This window comes from Saprospiraceae bacterium, assembly GCA_026129545.1.
Classification (GTDB): domain Bacteria; phylum Bacteroidota; class Bacteroidia; order Chitinophagales; family Saprospiraceae; genus M3007.
The window spans coordinates 1,452,946-1,477,344 of sequence record JAHCHX010000001.1 but is presented as its reverse complement, the minus strand read 5'-3'; the positions used below and the strand labels follow the sequence as shown (position 1 = coordinate 1,477,344).

Annotated in this window: 23 protein-coding genes; 5 read left to right on the top strand and 18 right to left on the bottom strand. The window is 51.7% G+C overall.

Features of this window, described 5'->3' with window-relative positions:
* Positions 1-335: 335 nt before the first annotated feature.
* Genes KIS77_05475 through KIS77_05455 form a run of 5 tightly spaced genes read left to right on the top strand, consistent with a single transcriptional unit; the run spans position 336 to position 4,915 of the window.
* Positions 336-596 (top strand): hypothetical protein, encoded by a 261-nt coding sequence (locus KIS77_05475; protein ID MCW5921773.1) that lies wholly within the window; start codon positions 336-338, stop codon positions 594-596.
* Positions 593-1,123 (top strand): hypothetical protein, encoded by a 531-nt coding sequence (locus KIS77_05470; protein MCW5921772.1) that lies wholly within the window; start codon positions 593-595, stop codon positions 1,121-1,123. The genes KIS77_05475 and KIS77_05470 overlap by 4 nt, the downstream gene beginning before the upstream one ends.
* Complete coding sequence (locus KIS77_05465; protein MCW5921771.1) at positions 1,120-2,385, top strand: glycosyltransferase family 4 protein; 1,266 nt, start codon at positions 1,120-1,122, stop codon at positions 2,383-2,385. Before KIS77_05470 ends, KIS77_05465 begins: the two co-directional genes overlap by 4 nt.
* Positions 2,382-3,623: a glycosyltransferase family 4 protein gene (locus KIS77_05460; GenBank protein ID MCW5921770.1), complete on the top strand. Its 1,242-nt coding sequence runs from the start codon at positions 2,382-2,384 to the stop codon at positions 3,621-3,623. Before KIS77_05465 ends, KIS77_05460 begins: the two co-directional genes overlap by 4 nt.
* Positions 3,620-4,915 carry a glycosyltransferase gene (locus KIS77_05455; protein MCW5921769.1) on the top strand — a complete coding sequence of 432 codons (1,296 nt, stop codon included), beginning with the start codon at positions 3,620-3,622 and terminating at the stop codon, positions 4,913-4,915. The genes KIS77_05460 and KIS77_05455 overlap by 4 nt, the downstream gene beginning before the upstream one ends.
* Here KIS77_05455 and KIS77_05450 read toward each other — a convergent pair.
* From KIS77_05450 to KIS77_05365, 18 genes are all read right to left on the bottom strand, one after another.
* On the bottom strand, positions 4,891-6,036 hold the full coding sequence (locus KIS77_05450) for a glycosyltransferase family 4 protein (protein ID MCW5921768.1): 1,146 nt from the start codon (positions 6,034-6,036) through the stop codon (positions 4,891-4,893). The two genes, KIS77_05455 and KIS77_05450, sit on opposite strands and share 25 nt — an antisense overlap.
* A gap of 85 nt (positions 6,037-6,121) precedes the next feature.
* Entirely contained in the window at positions 6,122-6,391 is a 270-nt protein-coding gene (locus KIS77_05445; GenBank protein MCW5921767.1) for a DUF433 domain-containing protein, read from the bottom strand.
* Between the two features lie 238 nt (positions 6,392-6,629).
* Entirely contained in the window at positions 6,630-7,715 is a 1,086-nt protein-coding gene (locus tag KIS77_05440; protein ID MCW5921766.1) for a mannose-1-phosphate guanylyltransferase, read from the bottom strand.
* An 18-nt stretch (positions 7,716-7,733) separates the two neighbouring features.
* Entirely contained in the window at positions 7,734-8,363 is a 630-nt protein-coding gene (locus KIS77_05435) for a hypothetical protein (GenBank protein MCW5921765.1), read from the bottom strand.
* 54 nt (positions 8,364-8,417) lie between these two features.
* Positions 8,418-9,344 (bottom strand): GDP-L-fucose synthase, encoded by a 927-nt coding sequence (locus tag KIS77_05430; GenBank protein ID MCW5921764.1) that lies wholly within the window; start codon positions 9,342-9,344, stop codon positions 8,418-8,420.
* 54 nt (positions 9,345-9,398) lie between these two features.
* Positions 9,399-10,007 carry a hypothetical protein gene (locus KIS77_05425; protein MCW5921763.1) on the bottom strand — a complete coding sequence of 203 codons (609 nt, stop codon included), beginning with the start codon at positions 10,005-10,007 and terminating at the stop codon, positions 9,399-9,401.
* Positions 10,008-10,134: 127 nt separating this feature from the next.
* On the bottom strand, positions 10,135-11,241 hold the full coding sequence (gmd, locus tag KIS77_05420) for a GDP-mannose 4,6-dehydratase (protein MCW5921762.1): 1,107 nt from the start codon (positions 11,239-11,241) through the stop codon (positions 10,135-10,137).
* Between the two features lie 42 nt (positions 11,242-11,283).
* Positions 11,284-12,396 carry a UDP-N-acetylglucosamine 2-epimerase (non-hydrolyzing) gene (gene wecB, locus KIS77_05415; protein MCW5921761.1) on the bottom strand — a complete coding sequence of 371 codons (1,113 nt, stop codon included), beginning with the start codon at positions 12,394-12,396 and terminating at the stop codon, positions 11,284-11,286.
* A gap of 3 nt (positions 12,397-12,399) precedes the next feature.
* Entirely contained in the window at positions 12,400-13,275 is an 876-nt protein-coding gene (locus KIS77_05410) for an FkbM family methyltransferase (protein ID MCW5921760.1), read from the bottom strand.
* Positions 13,275-14,015 (bottom strand): glycosyltransferase, encoded by a 741-nt coding sequence (locus tag KIS77_05405; GenBank protein ID MCW5921759.1) that lies wholly within the window; start codon positions 14,013-14,015, stop codon positions 13,275-13,277. The genes KIS77_05410 and KIS77_05405 overlap by 1 nt, the downstream gene beginning before the upstream one ends.
* A 355-nt stretch (positions 14,016-14,370) precedes the next feature.
* The gene (locus KIS77_05400; protein ID MCW5921758.1) at positions 14,371-16,095 is read right to left on the bottom strand and encodes a carbamoyltransferase; all 1,725 of its coding nucleotides are present in this window, start codon (positions 16,093-16,095) and stop codon (positions 14,371-14,373) included.
* A gap of 21 nt (positions 16,096-16,116) precedes the next feature.
* Positions 16,117-17,010, bottom strand: a complete 894-nt coding sequence (locus KIS77_05395; protein ID MCW5921757.1) for a glycosyltransferase family 2 protein — start codon at positions 17,008-17,010, stop codon at positions 16,117-16,119.
* Positions 17,007-18,605 carry a GMC family oxidoreductase gene (locus tag KIS77_05390; protein MCW5921756.1) on the bottom strand — a complete coding sequence of 533 codons (1,599 nt, stop codon included), beginning with the start codon at positions 18,603-18,605 and terminating at the stop codon, positions 17,007-17,009. Before KIS77_05390 ends, KIS77_05395 begins: the two co-directional genes overlap by 4 nt.
* Positions 18,569-19,402 (bottom strand): FkbM family methyltransferase, encoded by an 834-nt coding sequence (locus tag KIS77_05385; protein ID MCW5921755.1) that lies wholly within the window; start codon positions 19,400-19,402, stop codon positions 18,569-18,571. Before KIS77_05385 ends, KIS77_05390 begins: the two co-directional genes overlap by 37 nt.
* A gap of 3 nt (positions 19,403-19,405) precedes the next feature.
* Positions 19,406-20,227 carry an aldo/keto reductase gene (locus KIS77_05380; GenBank protein ID MCW5921754.1) on the bottom strand — a complete coding sequence of 274 codons (822 nt, stop codon included), beginning with the start codon at positions 20,225-20,227 and terminating at the stop codon, positions 19,406-19,408.
* Positions 20,224-21,411, bottom strand: coding sequence for a glycosyltransferase (locus tag KIS77_05375; GenBank protein ID MCW5921753.1), 1,188 nt, complete (start codon positions 21,409-21,411; stop codon positions 20,224-20,226). Before KIS77_05375 ends, KIS77_05380 begins: the two co-directional genes overlap by 4 nt.
* Positions 21,345-23,210 (bottom strand): asparagine synthase (glutamine-hydrolyzing), encoded by a 1,866-nt coding sequence (gene asnB / locus KIS77_05370; protein ID MCW5921752.1) that lies wholly within the window; start codon positions 23,208-23,210, stop codon positions 21,345-21,347. The genes KIS77_05375 and asnB overlap by 67 nt, the downstream gene beginning before the upstream one ends.
* 20 nt (positions 23,211-23,230) lie before the next feature.
* On the bottom strand, positions 23,231-24,271 hold the full coding sequence (locus tag KIS77_05365; GenBank protein ID MCW5921751.1) for a glycosyltransferase family 4 protein: 1,041 nt from the start codon (positions 24,269-24,271) through the stop codon (positions 23,231-23,233).
* Between the last annotated feature and the right edge of the window lie 128 nt (positions 24,272-24,399).

The window sequence follows — 24,399 nt, the reverse complement described above, 5'->3', positions numbered from 1 at the left end:
TTGTTTGTTTATTTGTCCGGTTTCACATTCACTCTTCACTAAAATTTCAAACTTATGAAAAACATTTTGTTTGAAAATGGGGGGGGCAATCCAAACTTACTGCCCTTTTTCATTTAGGCTTCCACGGCCTTTCGCTTACCTTAGTTTTGTCCTGTGCGGCTTTCAAGGCAAATGCCCAAACTTCCACTTCTTTTCTCAATCCTGTTTATCTAACTGATGCGCAGTTGACCTCCACACAGTTGGCTGTCAAACAAAAGTATCAAAACTCTCCGCACGCCGAATCGCTTCAACTCGTACAGTTGGGGAGTCTTCCACAAATTCAGACAAACGGCATTATGGCAATTCAGATTCCTGGCGACTCTAAGCTCTACGAGTTCAGAGCAAAACACGTCGAATCATACACCAGCGGCGATTTTGTCTGGATGGGAGAAATCATTGCCCGAGACACATGTGGGGAGATAATCACCGACGACGAATGTTACTCTGGTTACTTGCGTGTCCTGAAAGAAAGCGATAGAGTATATGGCGAAGTGCAAATTGACACAAACTACTACGATATCAAGTATCTTTCACGCTCAAATTTGAAATTGGCATGAAAACGTTATGCACCTTGGCGTGCTTCCTGATACTGTTTTATTCCTGTAAAAAAGAGCCGCTTCCCTCCGAGCCTCAGGGGCCTTGGTGGGGGGATGCGGCTGCTTCAAAAGACAACATTATTTGGGAAGCGCGTCCTTATGCCGTAGTGAGCAAGAATTTTCCTGACAGAGTGAGTATTTTGATTGATTCACTTGATAGAAACAATTTTCTTAGAGAAAGACTGTCATTTTACAGAGTTCCACCAATTAAAGGCACCTACCCCGTACTGGATGCCCCGTCTGGAGTGGAAGACTCGCTGGTCAGGAGCAAATTCTTCTATGTGGATGTTGACATACTATACGGTGTCTATAAGATACTGGAAGCCGACAGTTCGAGTTTCATCACGGTCACATCCTACGACACGGTCTCGAAGGAGTTGAAAGGTACCTTTGATGTCACGTTCATCACGGAAATCAAACCTTACGCAGGAGCACCAGACACTATTCGGTTGCGAAACGGCTCGTTTCACACAAAAGTGATTAAGTGAGATACTTTGAGCCAAACCTTAACGGGATTTTCAGCGCCATCCTCCACAAAAAGGGGATGGCGCTTTGGTTTTGCGTTACTTTTGCCCGCCATTTCGTGATGCTCGGATTTGTTTTGTCATCTATCGTCAAGCACTTGAAAATCGCCCTCAACACCCGATTCCTCCTGCCCGGCCAACTCGAAGGCTTCGGCTGGTACACGCACGAAATCGCGCGGCGAATGGCGGTGCAACACCCTGAAGATGAGTTCTTTTTCCTGTTCGACCGACCTTTCGACGCGCAGTTTGTCTATGGGAAAAATGTCACGCCCGTCGTGCTGCCGCCTCGCGCGCGGTTTGCCCCGCAATTCTATTTTTGGTTCGAATGGGCGGTGCCGAAAGCCTTGAAAGCAATCGGCGCCGATGTGTTTTTCTCCCCCGATGCCATGTGCAGCCTTTCGACCAAAACGCCGAGCGTGATGACTTGCCACGACCTCGTGCCGCTGCATTACCCCGCACAAATTCCCTTGATTCACCGCCACTACCTCCTTCATTTTTTGCCCAAACACCTGCGCCGCGCCGACCGGGTTTTGACCGTTTCAGACTATGTTCGCCAAGATATTTTTCAAACTTGCGGCATCCCGTTGGAAAAAATCACGACGGTACACAACGGCTGCCGCGAAGGTTTTTATCCCCTTCAAGATTTTGAAAAACAACAAATTCGGAATGAATACGCCAACGGACAAGCCTTCTTTTTTTATGTCGGTGCCATTCACCCGCGCAAGAACATTCCCCACCTGATTCGTGCTTTTGATTTGTTTATCAACAAAACCGCCGCGCCGGTGAAACTCTTGCTCGCGGGGCGCTTCGCGTGGGAAACCGGCGAGGTGAAAACGGCCTTCGAGCAGGCGAACAGCCGCGCCAACATTCGTTTTCTCGGCCACCTTGAAAATGAAAAATTGCCGAAACTCATGGCCTCGGCGCTGGCGTTGACCTACGTTTCCATCAGCGAGGGGTTCGGCCTGCCGGTGCTCGAAGCGATGAACACGGACACGCCGGTGCTGACCGCCAACACGACTTCGCTGCCCGAGGTGGCCGGCGATGCGGCTTTGCTCGTTGACCCTTTTTCCGAAATTGCCATTGCCGAGGGCTTGGAAAAACTTTGGCGCGACGAAAATTTGAGACAGAAATTGATTGAGAAAGGGCGCGTGCAGCGCCAAAAATTCAGTTGGGATGTGGCGGCGCAGCGGATTTATCAAATTCTAAAAGAAACGGCAGCAAAATGAGAGTGCTCCACTTGTTCGACATTTATTTGCCGTCCACGCTCAGTTGGGTGGCGCAACTGCTCGATTCGCTGCAAGAGGTCGAAGTGGAAATCGGCTCGCCGTGGATGGTTCGCAACCAATTTTTCAACCCCAAGTTCAAGCACCACATCTTTCCGCCGCAGCGCCTCCTTGTACGCCGGAACAGCGTTCCGACGAGGGCGCTGCCGGAACAGCGTTCCGGCGTACATTTGCCTGCCACCGAGTTCGATTTTCCTTTTTGGCAAAAACTTTTCACCGCCTCGCAGCGCCGCCTGCCGATGTATCCTTTTTTTCTCGAAAAAAACCTGCAAAACGCTCCGCCCGACCTTCTGCACGCACATTTCGGTCCAACGGGGTGCCTCTATTTGCCGTTGGCAAAAAAATTGAACCGCCCGCTCGTCGTCACGTTTTACGGCTTCGATTATTCCAAACTTCCCAACTTGCGACCCGTTTTTCGGGAAAAATATCGGCAACTTTTTGCGGAGGTGGCCAAAGTGGTGGCGGCAAGCGAGGCAGGTTGCGAAAAACTGAAAAGCATGGGTTGCCCGGCGGAAAAACTCGCCATCGTGCCGCCCAGCCCCCGTATCGAAGCGTTTCCTTTTTTTGAAAGAAAAAAAACGGCGAGGCAATTGCGTCTCGTGCAAGTCGCCACTTTTACCCCCAAAAAAGGCCACCTGACCACGCTCGAAGCCTTCCGCCTCGCTTTGAAGGATTGTCCCGACCTGCATTTGACTTTGGCGGGCGAACAACAAGACAAGGCGCTGGTCAGCAGGTTGCGCGACTACATTGCGACGCATCGTTTGGAAGGCAACATCACTTGGCTCGACTTCATCGGTCACCACGACATGGCTGGCTTTCTTCGGCAATTCGATGCCTTCATCCATCCCAGTTGCCATGCGCCCGATGGCGACCACGAGGCCACGCCCGTCGTGTTGCTGGAAGCGCAGGCCACCGGGCTGCCGGTGCTGGCGACCGACCATTTTGACCTGCCCAACGAGGTGCTGCACGAGCGCACTGGCCTGCTCGCTCCCGAAGGCGACGCGCAGGTTTTGGCCGCCTACATCCGCCGCTTCTACTTCATGGAAAATGCGGAATACCGGCAGTTTAGCCAAAATGCCCGCCACCACGTAGAGCAAAATTTCGACGTAAAAAACAGCGCCCAAAAACTCCGCGCTCTCTACGAAACCCTCACGCCTCGCTCCTCACACCTCACACCTTGAAACTACTCATCGTCACGGCTTGGTATCGCCCTTTCGTCCATCCGCGCGCGCATCGCTGGACGGCGCTGGCGGAGCACTGGGCGGCGGCGGGGCACGAGGTTCATGTGGTCACGGCTCGGCACCGTGATTGCCCCGACGAGGCGATTGTCAACGGAGTTCACGTCCGTCGCTCAGGTTTTGATTCTTTGAAGGAAGTGGCGTATTATTATTTTAGAAGCAAAAACGCGCGGGGCAGGGTAGGGGTGTTGCCAAAAAAGCCGGGCGCATTCACTGGTCTGGCGACTTGGCTTTACAACGCCGTTTGGAAAAAAATTTATTTCCCCGACGATGCCTGCCTGTGGTACTTTCCGGCAAAAAAGAAGGCGCGAAAACTGCTCGAACAAGAAAAATTCGATGCGCTGATTACGGTGTCGCTGCCGTTTACGGGGCATCTCATCGGGCTGCGTTTACGAAACTTTCAAAGTTTCGTAAACGGACAAACAGTATGGTTAGCCGACATCGGCGACCCTTTCAGTATTCAGGCCAAACCGTTGAACAACAATTTCTTGTATGGAAAAACAAGCCGTCGCCTCGAGCAAAAAGTCCTCGAAAGTGCCGATGCCGCAATTGTGACGACTGTCTTCACTCTGAAAAAATACCGCGAGCAATTTGGAGAAAAAGCCGTAGCGAAAATGCACGTCATTCCTCCACTGTTACACCCTGCACCCAACCCTCAAACCCTCAAACCTTCAAACCTTCAAACCCTCAGACTCGCCTACTTCGGCGCTCTCTACGCCCCCGTCCGCACACCCGACGCTTTTTTGGATTTGCTGGAAAAAACGTTTTCTATTCGACCAGATTTGAAAGGAAAAATCGAAGTCCATTTTTATGGAGAGGTTTTCCCTGAATTTTTTGAAAAGCTGGCCGCGCAACCAGCCATTCGCCTACATGGGCTTCGCTCGCGCGAGGAAGTGCAAAAGGCTTTATACGACATAGATATTTTGCTGAACATCGGCAACACGACCGATTTTCAACTGCCGAGCAAAGCGGTCGAGTACTTGGCGGCAGGCAGGCCGATTCTCAATTTGTCCTACACCGACGACGACCCTTTTGCCGCGTTTTTCGGAGGCGACGATTTGGTTTTCAGTTTAAAAATAAAAAACGGGAGGGTGGGAGAGGAGGAGGTACGGCGCTGGCTGGCGTGGCAGGAAGGAGAGAAAAAATTGCCGAGCGAAGCCGATTTGGAGCGGGCGATTTCGCCGTACAGGGTGGAAGCAATTGCGAGGCGCTATCTCGATTTGTTGGCGGGGTAGAGCACTTCCCGAATGAGTTGAAGATACTGCGGCAACACGACGCGGTTGCTGAATTCGGTCTCCACTTTCTGGCGGCTGTGCAGCCCCATGGCCAATTGCTGGTCGGGCGGGAGCGATAAGTAACGGAGCATGGCTTCGGCGAGGGCTTCAGCATTTTCAGAAGGGACGATGAAGCCGTTGTGTCCTTCGTCCACCGTTTCGCGGCAGCCCACGCTGTCGGTCGTGATGACGGGCTTGCCCATCGCCATGCCTTCGAGCAGGGCGCGTGGCATCCCTTCGCGGTACGACGGCAGCACCACGACGCTGGCGCGGGCGATAGACGGGCGCACATCGTCGCTTTGTCCCAAGTACTCCACGCGCTGGTTTTCTACCCAATGCGCCAGTTCTCCCTGCTCGATGGAGGCTGGGTTTCCGATGTCCACGCTGCCGAGAATTTGGAAGCGGGACCAGGGGGCTACCTCTTTCACCTGCTTGGCCGCTTGCACAAATTCGCGGATGCCTTTGTCGCTCAAGAGCCGCCCGATGAACAAGAAGACAGATTCCGTCGCGGCGTTTTTTTCAGGATAAAAATAAGTCGTGTCAATGCCTGTTCCTTTGACGACCAAGGTTTTGTCGGCAGGCACTGCGTGGTGAGAAAGAAATTCGGAGCGGTCGTCGTGATTGAGGAAAACGACTTTTTCGACAAAACGAAAAGCGAAGCGATAGAGGGTGAAAATGATTTTTCTGAAAAAAGGTGAGGCAGTGGCTGCGTAACCCAGCCCTTCCACTGTCGCAATGGCGGGCGTATCTGTCAATCGGGCGGCCAAGGCACCGAATATGTTGGGCTTAATTGTATAAAAAATGGCAAGGTCGGGGTGCTCGTGGCGCAGCAGCCGGGCGAGCTCGGTGAGGGTTTGTAGGTTGCTCAAAGGTGACAGGCTTTTTCGGGACAACTTATTGAGGGGGACAAACCGAACACCTGTCAAGGCTGATATTTTCTTCGAATAGTCATCTTCGGGTGCTATGCAAATAACTTGAAATCCTTCGCGCACCAATAGCTCAATAAGCGAACGCCGAAAATTCCAGAGGTTCCAAGCCGTGTTGGCGACAAGAGCGATGGTGTGTGGTGACTTTTTGGTCATATAAAAAAATCGCTCCGAACCGACCCTATGAAGGGCCAATTCGGAGCATATTTTTTCAACGGAAACAAATGACGAGTCGCTTAGGTTAAGCGCGGCCGCCCACCACATCGGGGCGATTGAGCGGGCCTGTCACAAGTGATTTGATTTGGTCAACGGTGTAATGCTGCTTCACAAGGTCGTGTACTTCTATGGCTTGGTCGCGTGTGATGGAAGGGAATTCTTCCAGAAACTCGCTGACACTGACACCAATTCGCATGAAATCATAGAAGGTTTCTATTCGAATGCGCGTACCGCTGAATACGGGGGCTCCATCCTGAATTTCGGGGTGGACTGAGATTGCGGTGAAGTTTCTCATCCGGACTGCCGTTTGTGTGTAAGTGAACAAAATAAACCAAATCAGGCCGGGACTTTTACAAATTCAACGGAGTAAAAAAAGCGGATTAAAGTGTTAAGAGCAACGGACGAGGCAACAAAATATTCGTTGGTTTGCCCGTAAAACAATTACAGGGGCTAATGTATGCAAGTTTTTGATTGCCAAAAATTTTGCAAGGAAATTTTTTTTAAATTGTGTTAACAGACGCTTGGCAAGTGTTTCACAGATAGGTTTCGCCAAACTTTTCCTTGACTATGGCGGTCACTTGTTTGATTTCCTGCTCCTTGGATTTTGGATAGACAAGCAGCGCGTCGCCTTCATCCACGACGATGTAATCGCGCAAATCTTTCAACACCACAAGCTTTCCTTTTGGGGTGCGCACCAAGCAATCCGCGATATCCATTGCCAAGATGTGGTCGCCTTGCAGCACGTTGCCGCGCTCGTCTTTCGGGCATTCGGCGTAGAGGCTCGCCCAAGTGCCGAGGTCCGACCAACCGAATTCGGCGGGCACGGTGAAGACGTTTTTTGCTTTTTCCATGATAGCGAAATCCACCGAGATGTTGGGCGTGGTAGGGTAGTTTTTATCAATAAAATCCTGCTCGTGCGGGGTGTTCCAAAGGCCGTCGCCTTGTTGCAAAATATTGAAAATGTCAGGCGACAGGTTTTCAAAAGCAGAGAGGATGGAGCGCACGCTCCAGACGAAAATGCCCGCGTTCCAGAGGTATTCGCCGGAAGTGACGAATTGTTTGGCGGTCTCCAAATCTGGTTTTTCGGCAAACCTTTTCACTTTAAAGATGCCAGTCGCGGACTCATTTTCCATTTGAATGTAGCCGTAACCCGTGTCGGGGCGGGAAGGCTGAATGCCGAGCGTGACGAGGGCGTCGTTTGCTGCTGCGAAGTCGAGCGCGAGTTGAATTTTTTCGAGAAATGCTTGCTCTTTCAACACGATATGGTCGCTTGGCGCGATGACGAAATTGGCTTCCGGGTCGAGCGCGGCAAGTTTGAACGAAGTGTAAGCCACGCAAGGGCCAGTATTATTTCGGCTCGGCTCGCAGAGGATTTGGTTATCCGTTATTTCAGGAATTTGCTCCTTAATCAGCGCCTTATACGCCACATTCGTGACGATAAAAATATTGGAAGCGGGGCAAATCGGCAGGAAACGCTCGAAGGTGAGGCGCAGCAGGCTCTTGCCCACGCCGAGCATATCGAGGAATTGTTTGGGACGCGCCTCCCGGCTGCCCGGCCAAAAACGGCTTCCGACGCCGCCGGCCATGATGGCGACGTAGGTGTGGTTGGTGTTTTTCATAAATTTAAACAGGAAAGATTAAGGCTTGGCAAGTGCCTCGAAGTTGAGCAAATCCATGTAGTCCCACTCGCGGTAGGCCATCATGTAGATACCTTCTTGAGTGCCGACCTCTATCAAATCTTCTTCAAAACGGAGGCTTGAAAAGACGGGGGTGAGTTGCAAGTGGTGGTATTCGGGGAAAAGTTGGCGAAAGCGAGGGATGACCTCGTTTTTGAAAGTGGATATTTGTTCCTTCTTGGGGCTGCTTTTGGTTTCAATCAAAAAAACACGGGAAGCCGATGCAGCGATGACATCGAATTCGCCTCGGAGATTTTGAGCCTTGTCTTTTTTCCGAACATTGACAGCCAAATAAGTTACCTCTTCCTTGAAGTATTGTTCCATTACCGGACGCACGGCTGGCGCGATGATGTCTTCCACCAAGGTGCCCATTTTGTTGGCCAATTCGCCCCATTGTTTCTTCATTTCCCGAAACTCTTGACGCGATTCTTCCTTGTAACCTTTCATTTCATCTTTGAACTCTTTCATTTCCTTGGACAACTGCTCCAAAGCGCGTTCGAGCCTGAGCTGACTGCGGTTGGTCGTGATGATATACTCAGCCAAGGCTGCCTCCACCGTCGTGAATCTTTCTTCTATTTCCGGGCTTGTCATGTGCAAGAGAATTTTACGACACAAAAATACATTTTATTCTGGGATTTGGTTCCTTTACAATTGCTCTTTCACGTTGTCGTACACGGCACTTATGCCCTCTGCCAGTCCAATTTTTGCCTTCCAGCCAAGTGCGTTCAATTTGGCGACATCTAAAAGTTTGCGCGGCGCGCCATCGGGCTTTGAGGTGTCACGGCGTATTTCGCCCTCGTAGCCCACGACGCGCTGCACCAACTGTGCCAGTTCCAAAATAGCGATATCCTCTCCCGTTCCGACATTGATGAACCCCGGCTCATCGAAGTGTTGCATTAGGAAATAGCAAGCGTCGGCGAGGTCGTCCACGTGAAGCAGTTCGCGGCGCTGATTGCCTGTGCCCCAGATGGTGACGAAAGGCTCGCCCTTCATTTTTGCCTCGTGAAATTTGCGAAGCAAGCCCGGTACCACATGGCTGTTTTCAGGGTGAAAATTGTCGTTCGGGCCGTACAAATTAGTGGGGGTCAGGGAGATAAAATTGCAGCCGTATTGGGCGCGGTAGGTGTCGCAAAGTTTGATGCCTGCGATTTTGGCGATGGCATACGGCTCGTGGGTCGGCTCCAAAAGACCGGTCAGGAGGTACTCTTCTTTCATTGGTTGGGGCGCCAATTTTGGGTAAATCGTGGAAGAGCCGAGTCTCAAGAGTTTTTTCACGCCATTTTGCCGAGCCGCCTCGACGACGTTGGCTTCAATCATCAAATTGTCGTATAAAAATTCGGCGCGGAAGGTGTTGTTGGCGAGGATGCCGCCCACTTTGGCGGCAGCGAGGAAGACGTAGTCGGGTTTTTCTTTTCTGAAAAACTCGTTGGTCTCCAATTGGTTGCGCAAATCGAGTTGCCGCGAATTGGCGAGCGCAAAATGCTCGAAACCCTCTCGTTGCAGTTTTCTCAAAATCGCCGAGCCGACCATCCCTTTGTGCCCTGCGATGTAAATTTTGTCGTGCCTGTTCATGTTGCGTTGTTCGCCGCAAAGAACGTCAATTCGACCAAAACAATGTCATTCAGGCTATTTCAATTGGTCCACCAAAGATTGCAGGTTCAGGGTGTGTCCCATGACTTCCACGTTTTCGTGCCAGTTGACTGTGAGCCAAGGCCCCTCGTTTTTCGCCGAAGTGATTTTGCGCGGGTCGGTAAAAACCCATACGACTTGTTCCACCCCAAAGTCGAGCAGGCGCTGGGTTTTGCGCTGATAATAATTTGGAATGGTAAATTCCGGCTGATGGGCTTTGGTATCTACTTCGATGATGACCTTCGGCGGGAAGTCGAAGTATTTGTTTTCCAACTTGTCAAAAGACAACTTGGCTTTCTCATAAATCGCTATATCAAGCGAAAGATTAGTGCGGTGGGAAAGATGGATGCCGCCTTCGCCTTGCAACAGAATTAAGTCATTGCTTAAAAGCGGACGGAGATAATCGGCGATTAGGGTCAACAAAACCCATTGTTTGCTTCCGTAACCTATGATATCGTCAAGCGTTTTTTTGTTTTTCAAAACCTGCTCATAGCCCGCATAGTAAAGGGGGATGCCGTCCAATACCTCGTAGATGAGGTATTCCGGCACCGCTTTGGGCTTGCGCGGTTTTTTCAACAAAGGCGCTTCGGCTGCTGTCGTCGTCATAATTCCTGATTTTGAGCGCAAGTTAGTTTTTTGAAAAAAATCTTGCTGAAAAGAAAAAGCCCGCTTTGCGAAGTTCCCCTTCACAAAGCGGGCAGACCCCTTACAGGGTGACGAATAATGAGGGACATCATTCAAACTGATTCTGAATCGCAAAACCGCCGCTTTTCAAATACTCTTCGCGCTCGAACAATTTCAAGTCCGACTGCACCATGTCCTGCACCAGTTCTTCCAGCGAGTGTTTTGCCGACCAGCCCAATTTTGCTTTCGCTTTCGAGGGGTCGCCGATGAGCAAATCCACCTCCGCTGGTCGGAAATAGCGCGGGTCAATGGCGACGACCTCTTGGCCGACGCTGACGTGAGGGCTTTTTGAAGAGACGACCATGCCTTTTTCGTTGATGCCTTCGCCGTAAAAATCCACTTCGATGCCAGCCTCACGGAAAGCCATGCGAACGAACTCGCGCACTTCGGTCGTCTTGCCGGTAGCGATGACGAAATCTTCGGCCACAGGCTGCTGGAGCATGAGCCACATGGCTTCCACATAGTCGCGGGCGTGGCCCCAGTCGCGCTTGGCATCGAGGTTGCCGAGCCAGAGTTTGTCTTGGAGGCCGAGCGAAATTTTGGCGACGGCACGGGTGATTTTACGGGTCACGAAGGTCTCGCCGCGAATCGGGCTTTCGTGGTTGAAGAGGATGCCGTTGCAGGCGAACATCCCGTAGGATTCGCGGTAGTTGACCGTAATCCAGTAGGCGTACAGTTTTGCTACCCCGTAAGGCGAGCGCGGGTAAAATGGTGTGGTCTCTTTTTGCGGCACTTCCTGCACGAGGCCGTAAAGTTCGGAGGTGGAGGCTTGGTAAAATTTTACTTTATCGGTCAGACCCAGCAGGCGAATGGCCTCCAACAGCCGCAAAGCGCCCACCGCGTCGGCGTTGGCGGTGTATTCGGGCGTGTCGAAACTGACTTGGACGTGGCTTTGCGCGCCGAGGTTGTAGATTTCGTCGGGTTGAACCTGCTGCACGATGCGAATCAGATTCGTCGAGTCGGTCAAGTCGCCGTAGTGCAGCACAAAGTTCCGGTGATTGACGTGCGGGTCTTGATAAAGGTGGTCAATGCGGTCGGTGTTGAACAAGGAGCTGCGGCGCTTGATGCCGTGCACTTCGTAGCCTTTTTGCAGGAGCAGTTCGGCGAGGTAAGCCCCGTCTTGCCCAGTGATGCCGGTGATTAAAGCTTTCTTCATCGAGTTGATTTTTTTGCTGCGGGCAGGCAAAAACCTTGCCCTTCAATCGGATTGAGGAGACAAATTTACCAGAATTTCCGCAATTCGTCGTCCGGCTTGCCCGTCCCAGAGCGGCGGCACGGCGCCGGGTTTCCATTGGCCTTCGAGGGCTTGGCGAATTTTTTTTCTGACGAGCTCTGCATCGGGTGTCGGCATTAGCTCGTTCGTTCCCAGTTCGATGGTCACGGGTCGTTCGGTCGTGGTGCGCAGGGTCAGGCAAGGAACGCCGAGAAAGGAGGTTTCGTCTTGCACGCCGCCCGAATCGGTGACGACGAGGGCTGCATTTTCCATGAGGTTCAAAAATTCGAGATACCCCTGCGGTTCGAGGAGTTGGAGGTTTTTCAATGATTTTAAGCGCCCTTTCAAACCAAATTTTTCCAAAGAAAATCGTGTGCGCGGATGCAGGGGAAAAATGACTGGAACTTCTTGGCAAACTGTTTCCACCATTTTTACGACGGCCTCCAAGCCTTCGGGGGTGTCCACGTTGGAAGGGCGGTGCAGGGTGACGAGGGCGTAGTTTTTTGCCTGCAAACCAAGTTGTTGAAACGTCGAAGTGGCGGTGGCTTTTTCCCGAAAACGCACGAGCGTGTCGAGCATGCAGTTGCCGGTGAAAAATATTTTCGGCATCGAACTTTCCGAAAGTTGCGTTCTGAGATTGTCCAACCCTGCCTGTTCCGTCACGAACAAATAGTCCGCCACGTTGTCAATCAAAATTCGGTTGATTTCCTCTGGCATCGCGCGGTCGCCGCTGCGCAAACCCGCCTCGACGTGGGCGAGGGTGATTTGCATTTTTGAAGCGGCCAGAGCGCCAGCGAGCGCCGAGTTGGTGTCGCCGACGACGATGACGAGCGCGGGTTTTTCTTTTTCAAAAATGGGTTCGAGGCCGAGGAGCATTTGCGCCAACTGGCGGGCGGGGGTGTCGCTGCCCACGCCGAGGCAATGGGCGGGTTCGGGGATTTCGAGTTGTTGGAAAAAAATTCGGTCGAGCGCCGCGTCGTAGTGCTGACCTGTGTGAATGATGTCAAGATTGAGTTCCGAGTATTCGCGGAAGGCTTGCCACAGCGCAGCCGCTTTGACGAAATTGGGGCGAGCGCCGACGATAAGGTGGATTTTCAAGGGTTAAAATTCTTGCTCCAAGACCTTGATTTTCTTGGCAGTTTCGACACGTTTTTTTACAAAATCAAGGTCGCGCAGGTAGAGCGTGTTCCCGTCGTTTGGCCCCGAAAGCGGCGAGATTTTTCGGGAAAAAGGCTCGTACTCGAAAGGGCGAAAATTTTGCTCGACCAATAATTGATGCACCTCGTCGCTGTTGTGGCCATAGCGATTGGAGGCGCTGTTGATTTCAATGATGAGCGCCTTCAGCGACGGGTTCGCCAATGTTTTGACTGTTCCTTTCAGGACGGACATTTCGAAGCCTTCCACATCAATTTTGATGAGTTGCGGCGCTTCCGGCAGGGTCTCGTCGAGCGTTTGCACGGGTACTTCGAGGGTGTCGGTTTCGCCCTCCATTGCGACGTGGTTGGTCGTGTCGAGCGATTTTGTAAAAGGCAACACGCCGTTTTTTTCGCCGAGGCCGATGTTTTTCAAAATGACTTTTTCGGCTAAATAGTTGATTGCCACATTCTCCGCGAGTATTTTAAAAGTGTCGGGCAAGGGTTCTGCGGCGAGGGTCTTGCTTCCGCAAACGCCGGCAGCCAGCACGGTGTAACTGCCCACGTTCGCCCCGATGTCGGCGAAAAAATCTTTTTCACGGAGAAAATGAAGTAGAAACGCCATGTCCTCGAACTCGTGCAGTCCTGCGTAAATGTTGCCCGTGACGCCTGTCAATCCTTTCCACGCCAGCAGTTTGGTGTCGCCGACGAAGGGATAAGCGACGGGGTGGGGGTTCAAGCGGGCATTGATTTGCCATTTGATGAAACGACTGAACGCCGCAGGGCGATTGCGGCGAGCGAGCGGGTGGGTGAGCAGGAATCGAAGCGTGTTGGCGAGCGACATTACAGGTATTGCGGGATTTTCAGGAGCGGTTTGAGGTAGAGCGTGTAGAATTTGGGGCGCAGGCCGTTCATTTTCCAAGCCCGGCGGTCTTCGAGGTTTGCTCGAAAGCGGTTGCGCCAATTGGCGTTGCTGGCACCGCCCGCCCGCATCCGCACGATGACTTCGGGGAGGTAGCACGTCGAGACATTGTTTTTTAACAAAAAACGGAGCATCAATTCGTAGTCTGCCGAGAAGCGGAGGGAGATGTCAAAGAGGCCGAATCGTTCGTACAAATGCCGTCGCACGAAGAAGGTAGGGTGGGGGGGCATCCAACCGCGTTGAAAATTTTTGGGGTGAAATGCTCCCGCTTTCCAATGCCGCACTACGCGGCTCGTGTTTTCGGGGTGAACGTACTCCAAATCAGCGTACAAAGTATCTGCGTTGGTCTCCCGAAATTTGGCTGCCACGCGGCTAAGCACCTGCGAATGGGCGTAAAAATCATCGGAATTCAAAACCACCACCACCTCGCCGGTTGCCATGCTCACCCCCTTGTTCATGGCATCGTAAAGCCCTCTGTCGGGTTCGCTGATGATTTTACTGACGCGGGGAAATTCGGCTGCAATTTTGAGGGTGTCGTCCGTCGAGCCGCCGTCCACGATGATGTGCTCCAAGTTTGGAAAATCTTGCTTTTCAATACTCTCCAGCGTGTCGCGGATGGTCGCGGCGCTGTTGAAGGCGGGGGTGACGATGGAGAGTTTCAAGTTTTTGTTTTTTAAACACAGAGACACGGAGGCACAGAGTTTTTTTATTGTGTTTGTAAAAATTTGCTCTGTGCCTCTGTGTTCCTTAGATGGTTAAACACAGAGACACGGAGGCACAGAGTTTTTTTATTGTGTTTGTAAAAGTTTGCTCCGTGCCTCTGTGCCTCTGTGTTCCTTAGATGGTTAAACACAGAGACACGGAGGCACAGAGTTTTTTTATTGTGTTTGTAAAAGTTTGCTCCGTGCCTCTGTGCCTCTGTGTTCCTTAGATGATTAAACACAGAGACACGGAGGCACAGAGTTTTTTTATTGTGTTTGTAAAAGTTTGCTCCGTGCCTCTGTGCCTCTGTGTTCTTTATCTTCTCACCACCCAATTTTCCAAAACGAGCATATCCATTTTCGTGCGCAGGAAACATTCCAGCGCGTGTTCGGGCGTGTTCACAATCGGCTCGTTTTCGTTGAAAGAAGTATTGAGCAAAATCGGCACGCCTGTTTTTTCAAAAAAACGATGAATGAGGGCGTGATAGCGCGGATTGTCTTGTTGCTCGACGGTTTGAAGGCGCCCTGTGCCGTCCACGTGGGTCACGGCGGGAATGCTCAGGCGTTTTTCGGGTTTGATTAAAAACACCTTTTCCATGAATGGCACACTGTCTTCCTGCTCGAAATATTCGGCGGCAAACTCTCTCAAAATGGAAGGCGCGAAAGGGCGAAAACTCTCGCGGCGCTTGATTTTGGCGTTGAGCAAATCTTTGGCATCGGCGCGGCGGGGGTCGGCGAGGATGGAGCGGTTGCCAAGCGCGCGCGGACCGAATTCCGCCCGACCTTGAAACCAGCCGACCACGCCTCCGCCGAGCAGGCAATCGGTCGCGGCGTCAAAAAGTTGCGCATCGTCGAGGCGTTCGAAGGCGATGTTGCGGCTGCGCAGGCATGCTTCGATTTGCTCGTTGGAAAATTGCGCGCCCGTGTAGGCTTGGTGGCGAAATGGCGAGCGCGGATTGCCCAGCATTTGATGATAAAAATACAAACCCGCGCCCACCGCCGTGCCCGCGTCGTGGCCTGCCGGAGGGACGAAAAGGCGCTCGAAGGAGGTGTTCTGCACGATTTTGCCGTTGGCCACCGAGTTTTGCGCCACGCCACCCGCGAGGCAGAGGGCTTTCAAACCCGTGCGGTGTTGCAGGTCGTTGGCAAGGTGAAAAATCACCTCTTCGCAGACTTTTTGCACCGAGGCGGCCAAGTCGCGGTGGTGGTCGTCGAGGGGTTCGTCTTTTTGCCGCGCCGCGCCGAATTTTTTGACAAACTCATTTGAAAAAAGCGGCTCTATGTGCGGCGCTCCCCCTTCCCAACTCATGTTCACGCCTTCGCGGAAATGGCGGAAATAGCGGGGGGAGAGTTCAAACAACCCGTTTTTTTTCAAAAAAATAGTCTCTCGAACCTGCTCTACGAGCGAGGGTTTCCCGTAAGGCGCCAAGCCCATGACTTTGTACTCGTCGCCATAGTGCGGGAAGCCGAGGTACTGCGTGAAAGCCGTGTAAAAAATGCCGAGTGAATGGGGGTACGACACGCTGTCGAGCACTTCGATGCGGTTGCCGCGACCGACGGCACGCATGGTGCTGCTGAAATCGCCGAAACCGTCAACGGAGAGCAGCGCGGCCTCTTCAAAAGGCGACACGAAGAATGCCGAGGCGAGGTGGCTGCGGTGGTGTTCGATGAAATGAGTGGGGGAAGATTTAGAGGATTTAGAATTATTGAGGGCGGCAGCCAAGTCTTGGGTGATTGACCTGATTTTTAGCGAATTGGCGGCGCGGCTGCGAAGGGCGCCGAAGGCCGTGCCGCTTTTGAGGGCGTAGATTATTTTTTCCAAAAACTTTGCTTTCGGGTCGCGGGAGACGGTGATGAAATCTACTTCATCCAGCGAAATACCAGCCTCCTGCAAGCAAAATCGAGCGGCTTCGACGGGCAGGCCTGCCCAGTGTTTCACGCGGCGGATGCGCTCTTCTTCGGTGGCAGCGATGAGTTCGCCGTTTTTAAAAATGGCGGCTGAGGCGTCGCCGTGGTAGGCGTTGAGGGAGAGGATGAACATGAAAAAGTGAGGGGGCGAGGATTACTCGTTAGGGAGTTTTATTTCAAAATTCTCAGTCAAAACTTGCCGTACGCTCTTGCCTTGTTTTTTTGCCAAATACTTGATTTGGTAAATTTTGGCATCCACCAGAAACTGGAACCAGAAGCCTTGCAGGACGTGCCAAATCAACCCCGGCTTGCCTTCGAGGAAGCCAAGGCGCAGGAAATAGCGATAGAAAAAGTAGAGAAAAGGTCGGACAAACAAGGGCAGCCGCGTGTACAACTGTTTGTGCCACTTGGTTTTGCTGTCGCTCGTTTCGCCCGGCGCTTTTTCCAAAAAATGGTGCTGTGCGTTCAGCCGCTCCACTGCTTCGCGGGTGGCGTAGGCATTGTGCTTGGCCGTCCACCAAGTCAGGTTGTTGAGGTTGTGGTCGGCCATGTCGTATTGCAGCACTTCCATTCGTCCGTGTTTCAATCGGATGTGTTCGTCCATCCACTTTTGCTCGATGTAGGCCGCTCCGTTGCGCCACACGCGGAGCAGCACCATGGGGTAGTAGCCGCGCCGTATCCATTTGTCCATAAAAAAAACGCGGCGCTTGATGCCGAGGCCGGTCGTTTCGGGGGGGAGTTGCGAGAGCCGGGCGGCAAGTTCATCGGCCAGTTCGGGGAAAATATACTCGTCGGCATCCATGCGCATCACCCATTCGGAGCTGACGGGGATGTTGTCCAATGCCCATTGGAATTGCTGCGCCTGATGGACGAACGGGTTTTGAAACACCTCGGCGCCAAGCGATTGCGCGATTTCCAAAGTTCCGTCGGTCGAATAAGAATCTACGATGACGATGCGCTCTGCCACCGGCTGCACGCTGCGGATGCAGCGTTCGAGGTGCAATTCCTCATTGTAGGTGAGGATGATGACGGTGAGGGAAAGTTTCAATTTTTCAAATGTTCTGCCAGTCGAAACCCCAACGCGATAGCCGCCAGACTTGGGTTGGAATGTCCGCCGGAAGGGAAAACGGAACTTCCCGCTATGTAAAGATTCTCAGTGCCGAACACCTTGCAGTTGGTGTCCACCACTCCCTCTGAGTCGGAAGCGGCCATGCGAGTTGTGCCGATGTGGTGAAAAGCGTCGCCCAATTGTTTGCGCCAAGTGTCCTGTGGCTCATTTAGCCAGTCGTCAAGTTCCACTTTGCAAAGCCCGGTTTTTTCCAATTCCTCTTTTGCTGCGCGGCTGAAATGTTTTAGCGTGCGGAGTGTCAAATCACTTGGTTTCCAATTGATTGCAGTCTTAGCCTGTCTCAGCGCGTCCAATTTTTCAGACAAATAAATTCGACTTTCAGGGTCAGGTTCTTGCTCCATGATGACCGCCAATCGGTATTCTGAGCCGGGCAAATAAACCCGTTGGCTCAACAGATAATCGGCTGCGGTAGCGGCAGCGGCGGGCAACTGTAAAGCGGCTTTCCATGCGTGGGCGAACAGTGAAGTGTCGAACTGCCGCCGGCTGATTTTTCTGAAAATGCTCCGCAATTGTTCGGCAGCATTTTCCGACGGCACGATGAACTGAATGGTAGAAGATGCGCTTAAGAGACGGTGTTTCTTCTGGTATTTATCGCTCAAAGAGAGGCGTGGCAAGAGGCGAGTTGTGTTCAAAAAACGGGCATTGAAGTAGGCTTGAACTCGGTCTTTCTCCAATGGTTTCAGCGTAGCAATTTGAACGGTGGGATGGTCTTGAAAAAAACGTCCGACCAAATCGCGTTGATTACCTATGCCTTCGGGCAGTTGTTTGTTCGATAGCAGCAGCAAGCGAGCGTTTTCGATGCCGCCACAACAGAGGATAAATCGTTTGGCCGATGCTTCACCATTTTTCCCTTCCAAGGATCGCAAACTCGCTCGACAAACTGTTTTTAAATCTTTGGCTAATTCCAAATTTGTCACGTTGGCGTGCAGCACGACCCGAACGTTGGGTGAGGCGGTGAGTTGATTGAGATATTCTCTCCCCAAGTTGGGGCGCGGGCTCCATTTAGAGAAATGATATTGCAAAACCTGCTCATCGAGATTCAGATTTGGCAACTTGAACTTGGCAAAATAATCTGTCTCGAAGGGCAGGGGGGCAAGTCCCAAATATCGTTCAGCCATCGGATAAAAAGGCTCAATATCAGAGTGTTGAATCGGCCAGCCGCTGTGTTGGATCCAGTCTCGTTCTTCAAAAATTATCTCCGGTAACGGAAGTGCTTGGCCACCCCAGCGGTTGGAACTTCCGCCGAACATCCTGAACCGACCTTCCAGATGCCCGCTGAACGGTTGTCCGGTGATGTCGGCATCGTAGAGCGATTGGTAAGAGCCATTTTGCTCCATGTCGCCGGATTCGAGCAAGAGAATTTGTTTGCCTGTTTTTTGCAACTCCAGCGAGATTGCTAACCCGACGACCCCACTGCCGACGATGCAATAATCGGCTTCCAAATGGGCGGGAAGGGCAGTATCATTGAAGTCAATTATCACTTGTAGGCTGCTAAGTGGGAAGCGTCTATCCAATTTTGCTGCTTGAAACCGCAGGATTTCAACAACTCCATGATTCGCTTTGGAGCGCCGTCGTCACCATTGGCCGCCAAGATGGAAAAATGAACTTCACAGACGACAGCTTTACAGGCGAGGTCAGCGAGTGTGTCTTTCAAGCCCAGCAACACATTTTCTTCTTGACCCTCTACGTCAACTTTAATCATATTCGGTACTGAGAGTTGGTTCGCAGCACGAAACTCATCGCCTGACCAAACCTCTACTTGCTGTACGTTTTCTTTTTTCTCCGAATGCCCCGAAGTCACCAAACGGTGAGTGCCAGCACTTGCGGCGGTCGCCAGTTCCAAATCAAATTGACCCTTTTCTCGACCTAATGCGACTGGAAATACGCGAATATTTTTCAGTTCGTTCAAGGCAATATTTGCCAGCAGTTTTTCCCGCGAGCGGTTTTCAGGCTCAAAACTCACCACTTGCCCACCCACTCCGACGGCTTTTCCAAACAAAGCGGAATACAACCCGATGCTTGCCCCGATGTCCCAGCAATTGTCGCCGGGTCGCAACTGCCGCATAGCTGCGCTGATGATGTGCTGGTCGTCGTGGAAAGATTGTGCGCGCATCCATTCATAGAGATTTTCCGTGCGCATCTGGACGGACAAATTATCGAAACCGACGATTGCCACAGTAGGTTTTGTGCGTTCGTATTCGAATTTGCGCTGTGAGCGTTTCCAATGGCTGGGCAACGATAGCAGCCAAACCAAGCCGGTTTGTCTGGCAAAATTGCGCAAAGGAGCGATTTTTGAATAGTCAATGCTCATGTTTCAAATTAGACTTCGCCAAATGCGAGCATTGTGGCGAATGTGCTCAATGTTGGTGGAACTGAAGAGAGTAATACCGTTGGGGTTGCTGCTGCGGGCATATTCGAGCGCGGTGTCGGGGTCTTTGCTTTGGCTGGTGTTGAACACCCCGTGCGTTATCAGCAGGCGCTCATCGCGGTTGGCGAACTGCTGAATCGCGTTTTGCTGTATGTTGTTTTCAAGCTGAATGACTGAATATTCGGATGCGATGTCGTGAAAATCAATCGGTAAATTGCGCCAATGCGTGCCGAGGCCGGACAGTCGGATTTTGCCTGCTTGAACGGCGGAGTCTAAGAATTTCAATATCTCTGGTTGATTGGCATCTTCCAGCGAACACTCGTGCAACAGCAAAATATCCACATAATCGGTTTGCAGTTCTCGCAGGCTTGTGTTCAAACTTTCCTCTGCTTCTTTTGCTGAAAAACGACCTCGAACAGGCGAAAAGGCAGCCGAATCTACAACTTTGTTTTTGAGCGAAGGTATTTTGGAGACAACTCGCCGCGCCAGATTGAGCAAACGCAAATTGAAAAAAGGCAGCCGAGGGGGGTGGAGGCCGAACTTGGTCGTCACTGTCACCTGACTTCTTTTGTCCCGGATAAAACGCCCCAACATTCCTTCCGCTTGGCCAAACCCGTAGAGCCGAGCCACATCGAAATGTCGTATGCCCTCCTCAAAGGCGACTTCCAATGTTCGCCGCGCAGCCTGTTCGCTGTCGTGTGCTGTCAATTTTGCGCAGCCGAAGCCAAGAGAGCTGGTGGAGAAGTTTTTGAAATTGGCAGGTTTCATTTCGCGCTGTTTATCAACTTCTCGTAAGCCTCAATCCAGATGTGGATGTTTTCGTAAATGTTATACTCCTGCGTGGCTAATTGAAAAGCATTTCTCCGATATTGTTTATATTCTTCTTCATTCATTTCAATAGCGCGTTCAATTTGGCGACTCAATTCAGCAGGCTCGTTGCCGCACCAAAAACCTGCTTTTTTTTCTTCTAATTTTTTCCATGGCGTACCAGTTGAGGCGATGACCGGCGTCCCTTGCGCCAGTGATTCGATAACGACGTTTCCAAAATTCTCCGTGTGCGAAGGCATCAGGGTGAAGTGCGCGCCCGCATAGAGCTCCTGTTTTTCCAGGCCTTCCACATGGCCGATGAATTTGACATTATGGGTAATGTTCAACGATTCAGCCATTGCTTTTAGGCTATCGGCGTATTCGTTTTTGTCGTTGCCCGCAATCCACAAGCTGAAACCGGAGGCTGTAAATTTCTTTGATAGTCCGATGGCTCGTATTAGGTTATCCACCGCTTTTATAGGGTGAATTCTGCCTATGAATAAGATATATCTCTCGCTGGACTTTGTGCAACGTTTTTCGGGAAGTTCCATATAGTTTGGGATTTCGATGATTTGTACTTTATCGCCCATTACATTTTTTATATCAAACCACTCCATTGGACTTGTCGCATGAAAAAACACCTTTTTGGCAAACACTCTTTTTACTAACCACAACACCCATTTCTTTTTGTGAAAACTATAAATTAATGCTTCTTTGTCGAATTCTCCTCTTGGTGACCAAACAAGGGGCTTTCCGACAAGAGTGCTGCAAAAAGCCATGAACAACGACCCAGTGTTGAACACAGAAGTAAGATGCACTGCATCGCAGTGGAACAGTTTTTTGAACGACTCCCACATCATCCGAACGGCGAACATTGCATGGCGAGTGCTGCAATAAATTACCTCACCATAGTCTGTGGAGAGCCATTTATCTCGCGGCACGCCTTGTGTTAGTATGTCAGTCGTCACGCAAGTCACCTCAATACCCGCTTTCACCAGCGCCTTCGCCAGCCAATATACCGTGTTGCTGGGGCCGCCTTGCTGCGAGGGGTAGAGTGTTCCGATGGGGAAAAGGATTTTCAAGCGACGACGTCGTTGCGTTCGAGCCAGTCCTCCAAAACAGCCATTTGAAAGACCTGCACCCATGTTTTGCCGTTGGAGGTTTGGAAAAAATGGCGGCTAAGTTGTTGGATTTCATCGGCGTTGAACTCCGAGCGTTGGCAGAGGTTGTCCAATTTTTCTTTGCACCAGCCGCTCAATTCATTGCGCAGCCAATACTTCCATGGCATGGAAAAACCCTTTTTGGGACGGTGGACAATTTCGTTGGGCAGGAGCGGCGACATGGATTCCACCAACAGGCTTTTCGGGTAATGCGGATATTTGAGCGCGTCGGGTATTTGCAACACATACTCCACGAGTTTGTAGTCGAAAAACGGCTCGCGCACTTCGAGCGCAGAGGCCATGCTCATTTGGTCGGTGTCTTTGAGCAGCACATTGAACGTGTAGCCGAGCAGCTCGGCAGCGGAATATTGGCTCAATAAAGGCAAACGATGCAATGCTTCACGACGGGCTTGAAGGATGCTTTGCAAAGGGTCCTCGATATGCTCCACGTTGCGCATCAATTTCATTGCCTGATGGGGTGCCAAAACCTGCCGCATAGAGGGGTAAATATGCTCGATGTCGGGCGATTTCGCGGAAGCAATATCGCTCAGGCGCATCATGCGGGCGGTGCGACTGTATTGGTGCAGCGTTTGCCCGACGAGTGTGCGCAGCCCGGCAGGCAAATACCACCACCATTGCCGGTGAATGCGCAGCCAATACAAGAACGTCGTATATCCGGCGAACAACTCATCGCCACCAATGCCGGAGAGCGCCACGGTGATGCCTGCTTTTTTGGTGATTTTAGCAACCAAATAGGAATTGAAACCATCGGCGCTGGGGCTGTCCAAGGCGGCCAAAGCTTCGGGCAAGGTTTCCAAAAAGTCGTTGGCGCGAAGCAAGAGGGGTGTGTGATGCGTCTTGAACCGCTTGGCAATCAAGGAGGAATACTTCGATTCGTCGAACTCTCGCTCTGCAAAATTGATGGAAAATGTATTCACGGGTTGCGCCGAACATTCCGCCATCAAACCTACCACCGTGCTCGAATCTATGCCGCCCGACAAAAAAGCGCCCAACGGCACGTCGCTCACCATGCGCCGTTCCACCGATTCGGTCAGCAAGCGGCGGATTTGTTTGCCTACCCTCGCAGGGTCGTCGTCCACATTAGTCTCACCAGAGTGCTCTATTTGCCAATACAACCGCTTGTTGAATTCTCCATTTTTGAAAATGCCACATTCGCCCGGCAACACACGAAACACGCCTTCCACAATCGTCAGGGGAGCGCACACCGATTGATACATGAAATAGTTGCAAGTGGCGGCGGGGTCAAGTCTTGCTCGGATGAGACCTGAGGCGAGCAAAGAGCGTATTTCAGATGAAAAAGCAAAAACACCGCCATCGTGGAAATAGTATAATGGCTTCACGCCGAGGCGGTCGCGGGCGACGAAGAGTTCTTGCTGCTTCCTGTCCCATATAGCGAAGGCAAACATCCCGTTGAAATGTTGGAGGCAATCGGCGCCCCATCGGGAATATGCGGCGAGGATAACTTCCGAATCGGAATGGGTGCGGAAGGGATAGTCGGGCAGCAAGGCTTTTACCTCGCGGTAATTGTAGATTTCGCCATTGAAAACCAGCACGTAACGCCCGCTCGCATCGAACATCGGTTGATTGGAATCGTCGGAAAGGTCAATAATGGAAAGGCGGCGATGCCCCAGCGCGGTTTCGTTTTCAATGAAAAAGCCTTCCGCATCGGGGCCTCGGTGGGCAAGCCGTTGTGTCATGCGCCGGATGCGCGCTTGCTTGCCGTCAATCGGCTCTGAGCCGATTATTCCGGTTATTCCGCACATACTGCGGATTTGAGGGTGGGTTATACGATTGGGTAGGTTTCCCTGACGGTTTTTGGGGCTTTGGGGTATAAATTATCGTACACCTCGGCGTATTGGCTGGCAATCTGCTCGACCGAAAATCGTTGCACGTTTTCCAACCCCTGCCGAATAAGTTTTTCCCGAAAATCGGCATCATACAACACCTTGAGCATCCCGGTGCGAATGGATTGCACGTCTGTCGGGTTGACGAAGCAAGCGCCACCCTCGCCAGCCACCCACGTCATCGGCTCGATGTTGCTCGTCACCACAGGCCGCCCGGTGGCTTGAGCCTCGATGATGGGCATTCCGAAGCCCTCATACAAGGAGGCAAATACTACCAAATCGGCGGCGCGGTAGCGTTTGGCCAGCGTTTCGAGGCTCAGGTTGAAGCGATTTTCGTAGCGAACACCCGAAGCGGCGAGCATGGCCTGTTGTTCCGTGTTCAATTGGCCTACGATTTCCAACACGCAGTTAATCCCTTTCAAAGCAGCGACGACGCGGGGCAGGTTTTTGTGCGGCGCGGTCCCGATGTGCAGAATGCGTGGGACATCTGCTCCAAATGGCTGCGGCGAATAGCGATATATCGGGTTTACACAGTTTGGGATGACTTTTATTTTTTCAGGCGAGCAGCCCGTGTAGCGCACTATTTCTTCTTTGGATTTTTCAGAAATGGCGGTGATGACATCGGCCTTCCGAATCGGCCATTTGTACCAAAGCCATTTATACAAGTGGTATTTGAGGTTATGGCGGGGCGTACGCGCCAGCAGGACGCAGTCATGCACTGTCAGCACCGTTCGTCCTCGATTGATGCCCAGCACGACATAGTGCGCATCGCCGGTGATGTGGTTCACGCCATGTATGGCGTTGCGGCGCGCAGATGCAAGGTTGCCCAACAAATTCCAGATGCTGTTGGTAGGGTAGGGAAGCTCCAATTCGGTCACCAGCCTTTGTTCGGCCAATGCTTTTGCAAGGCTCTCGAAAATCTGGCCGATGCTGAAAGCTCCTTTGGTCTTTTTGCGGGAAAAAAATGCAAGTTCAGTCATGGCGAAGGAGGAAGATTTAAAAGATTAGGGAAGGGGATTATCAACCATTCTCGGTTTGTAAGAGGTGTCATCTTTTGAGTAACGAAAAAGGTGACACCTCGACCTGTTTTTGAGATGTCACCCCTCCA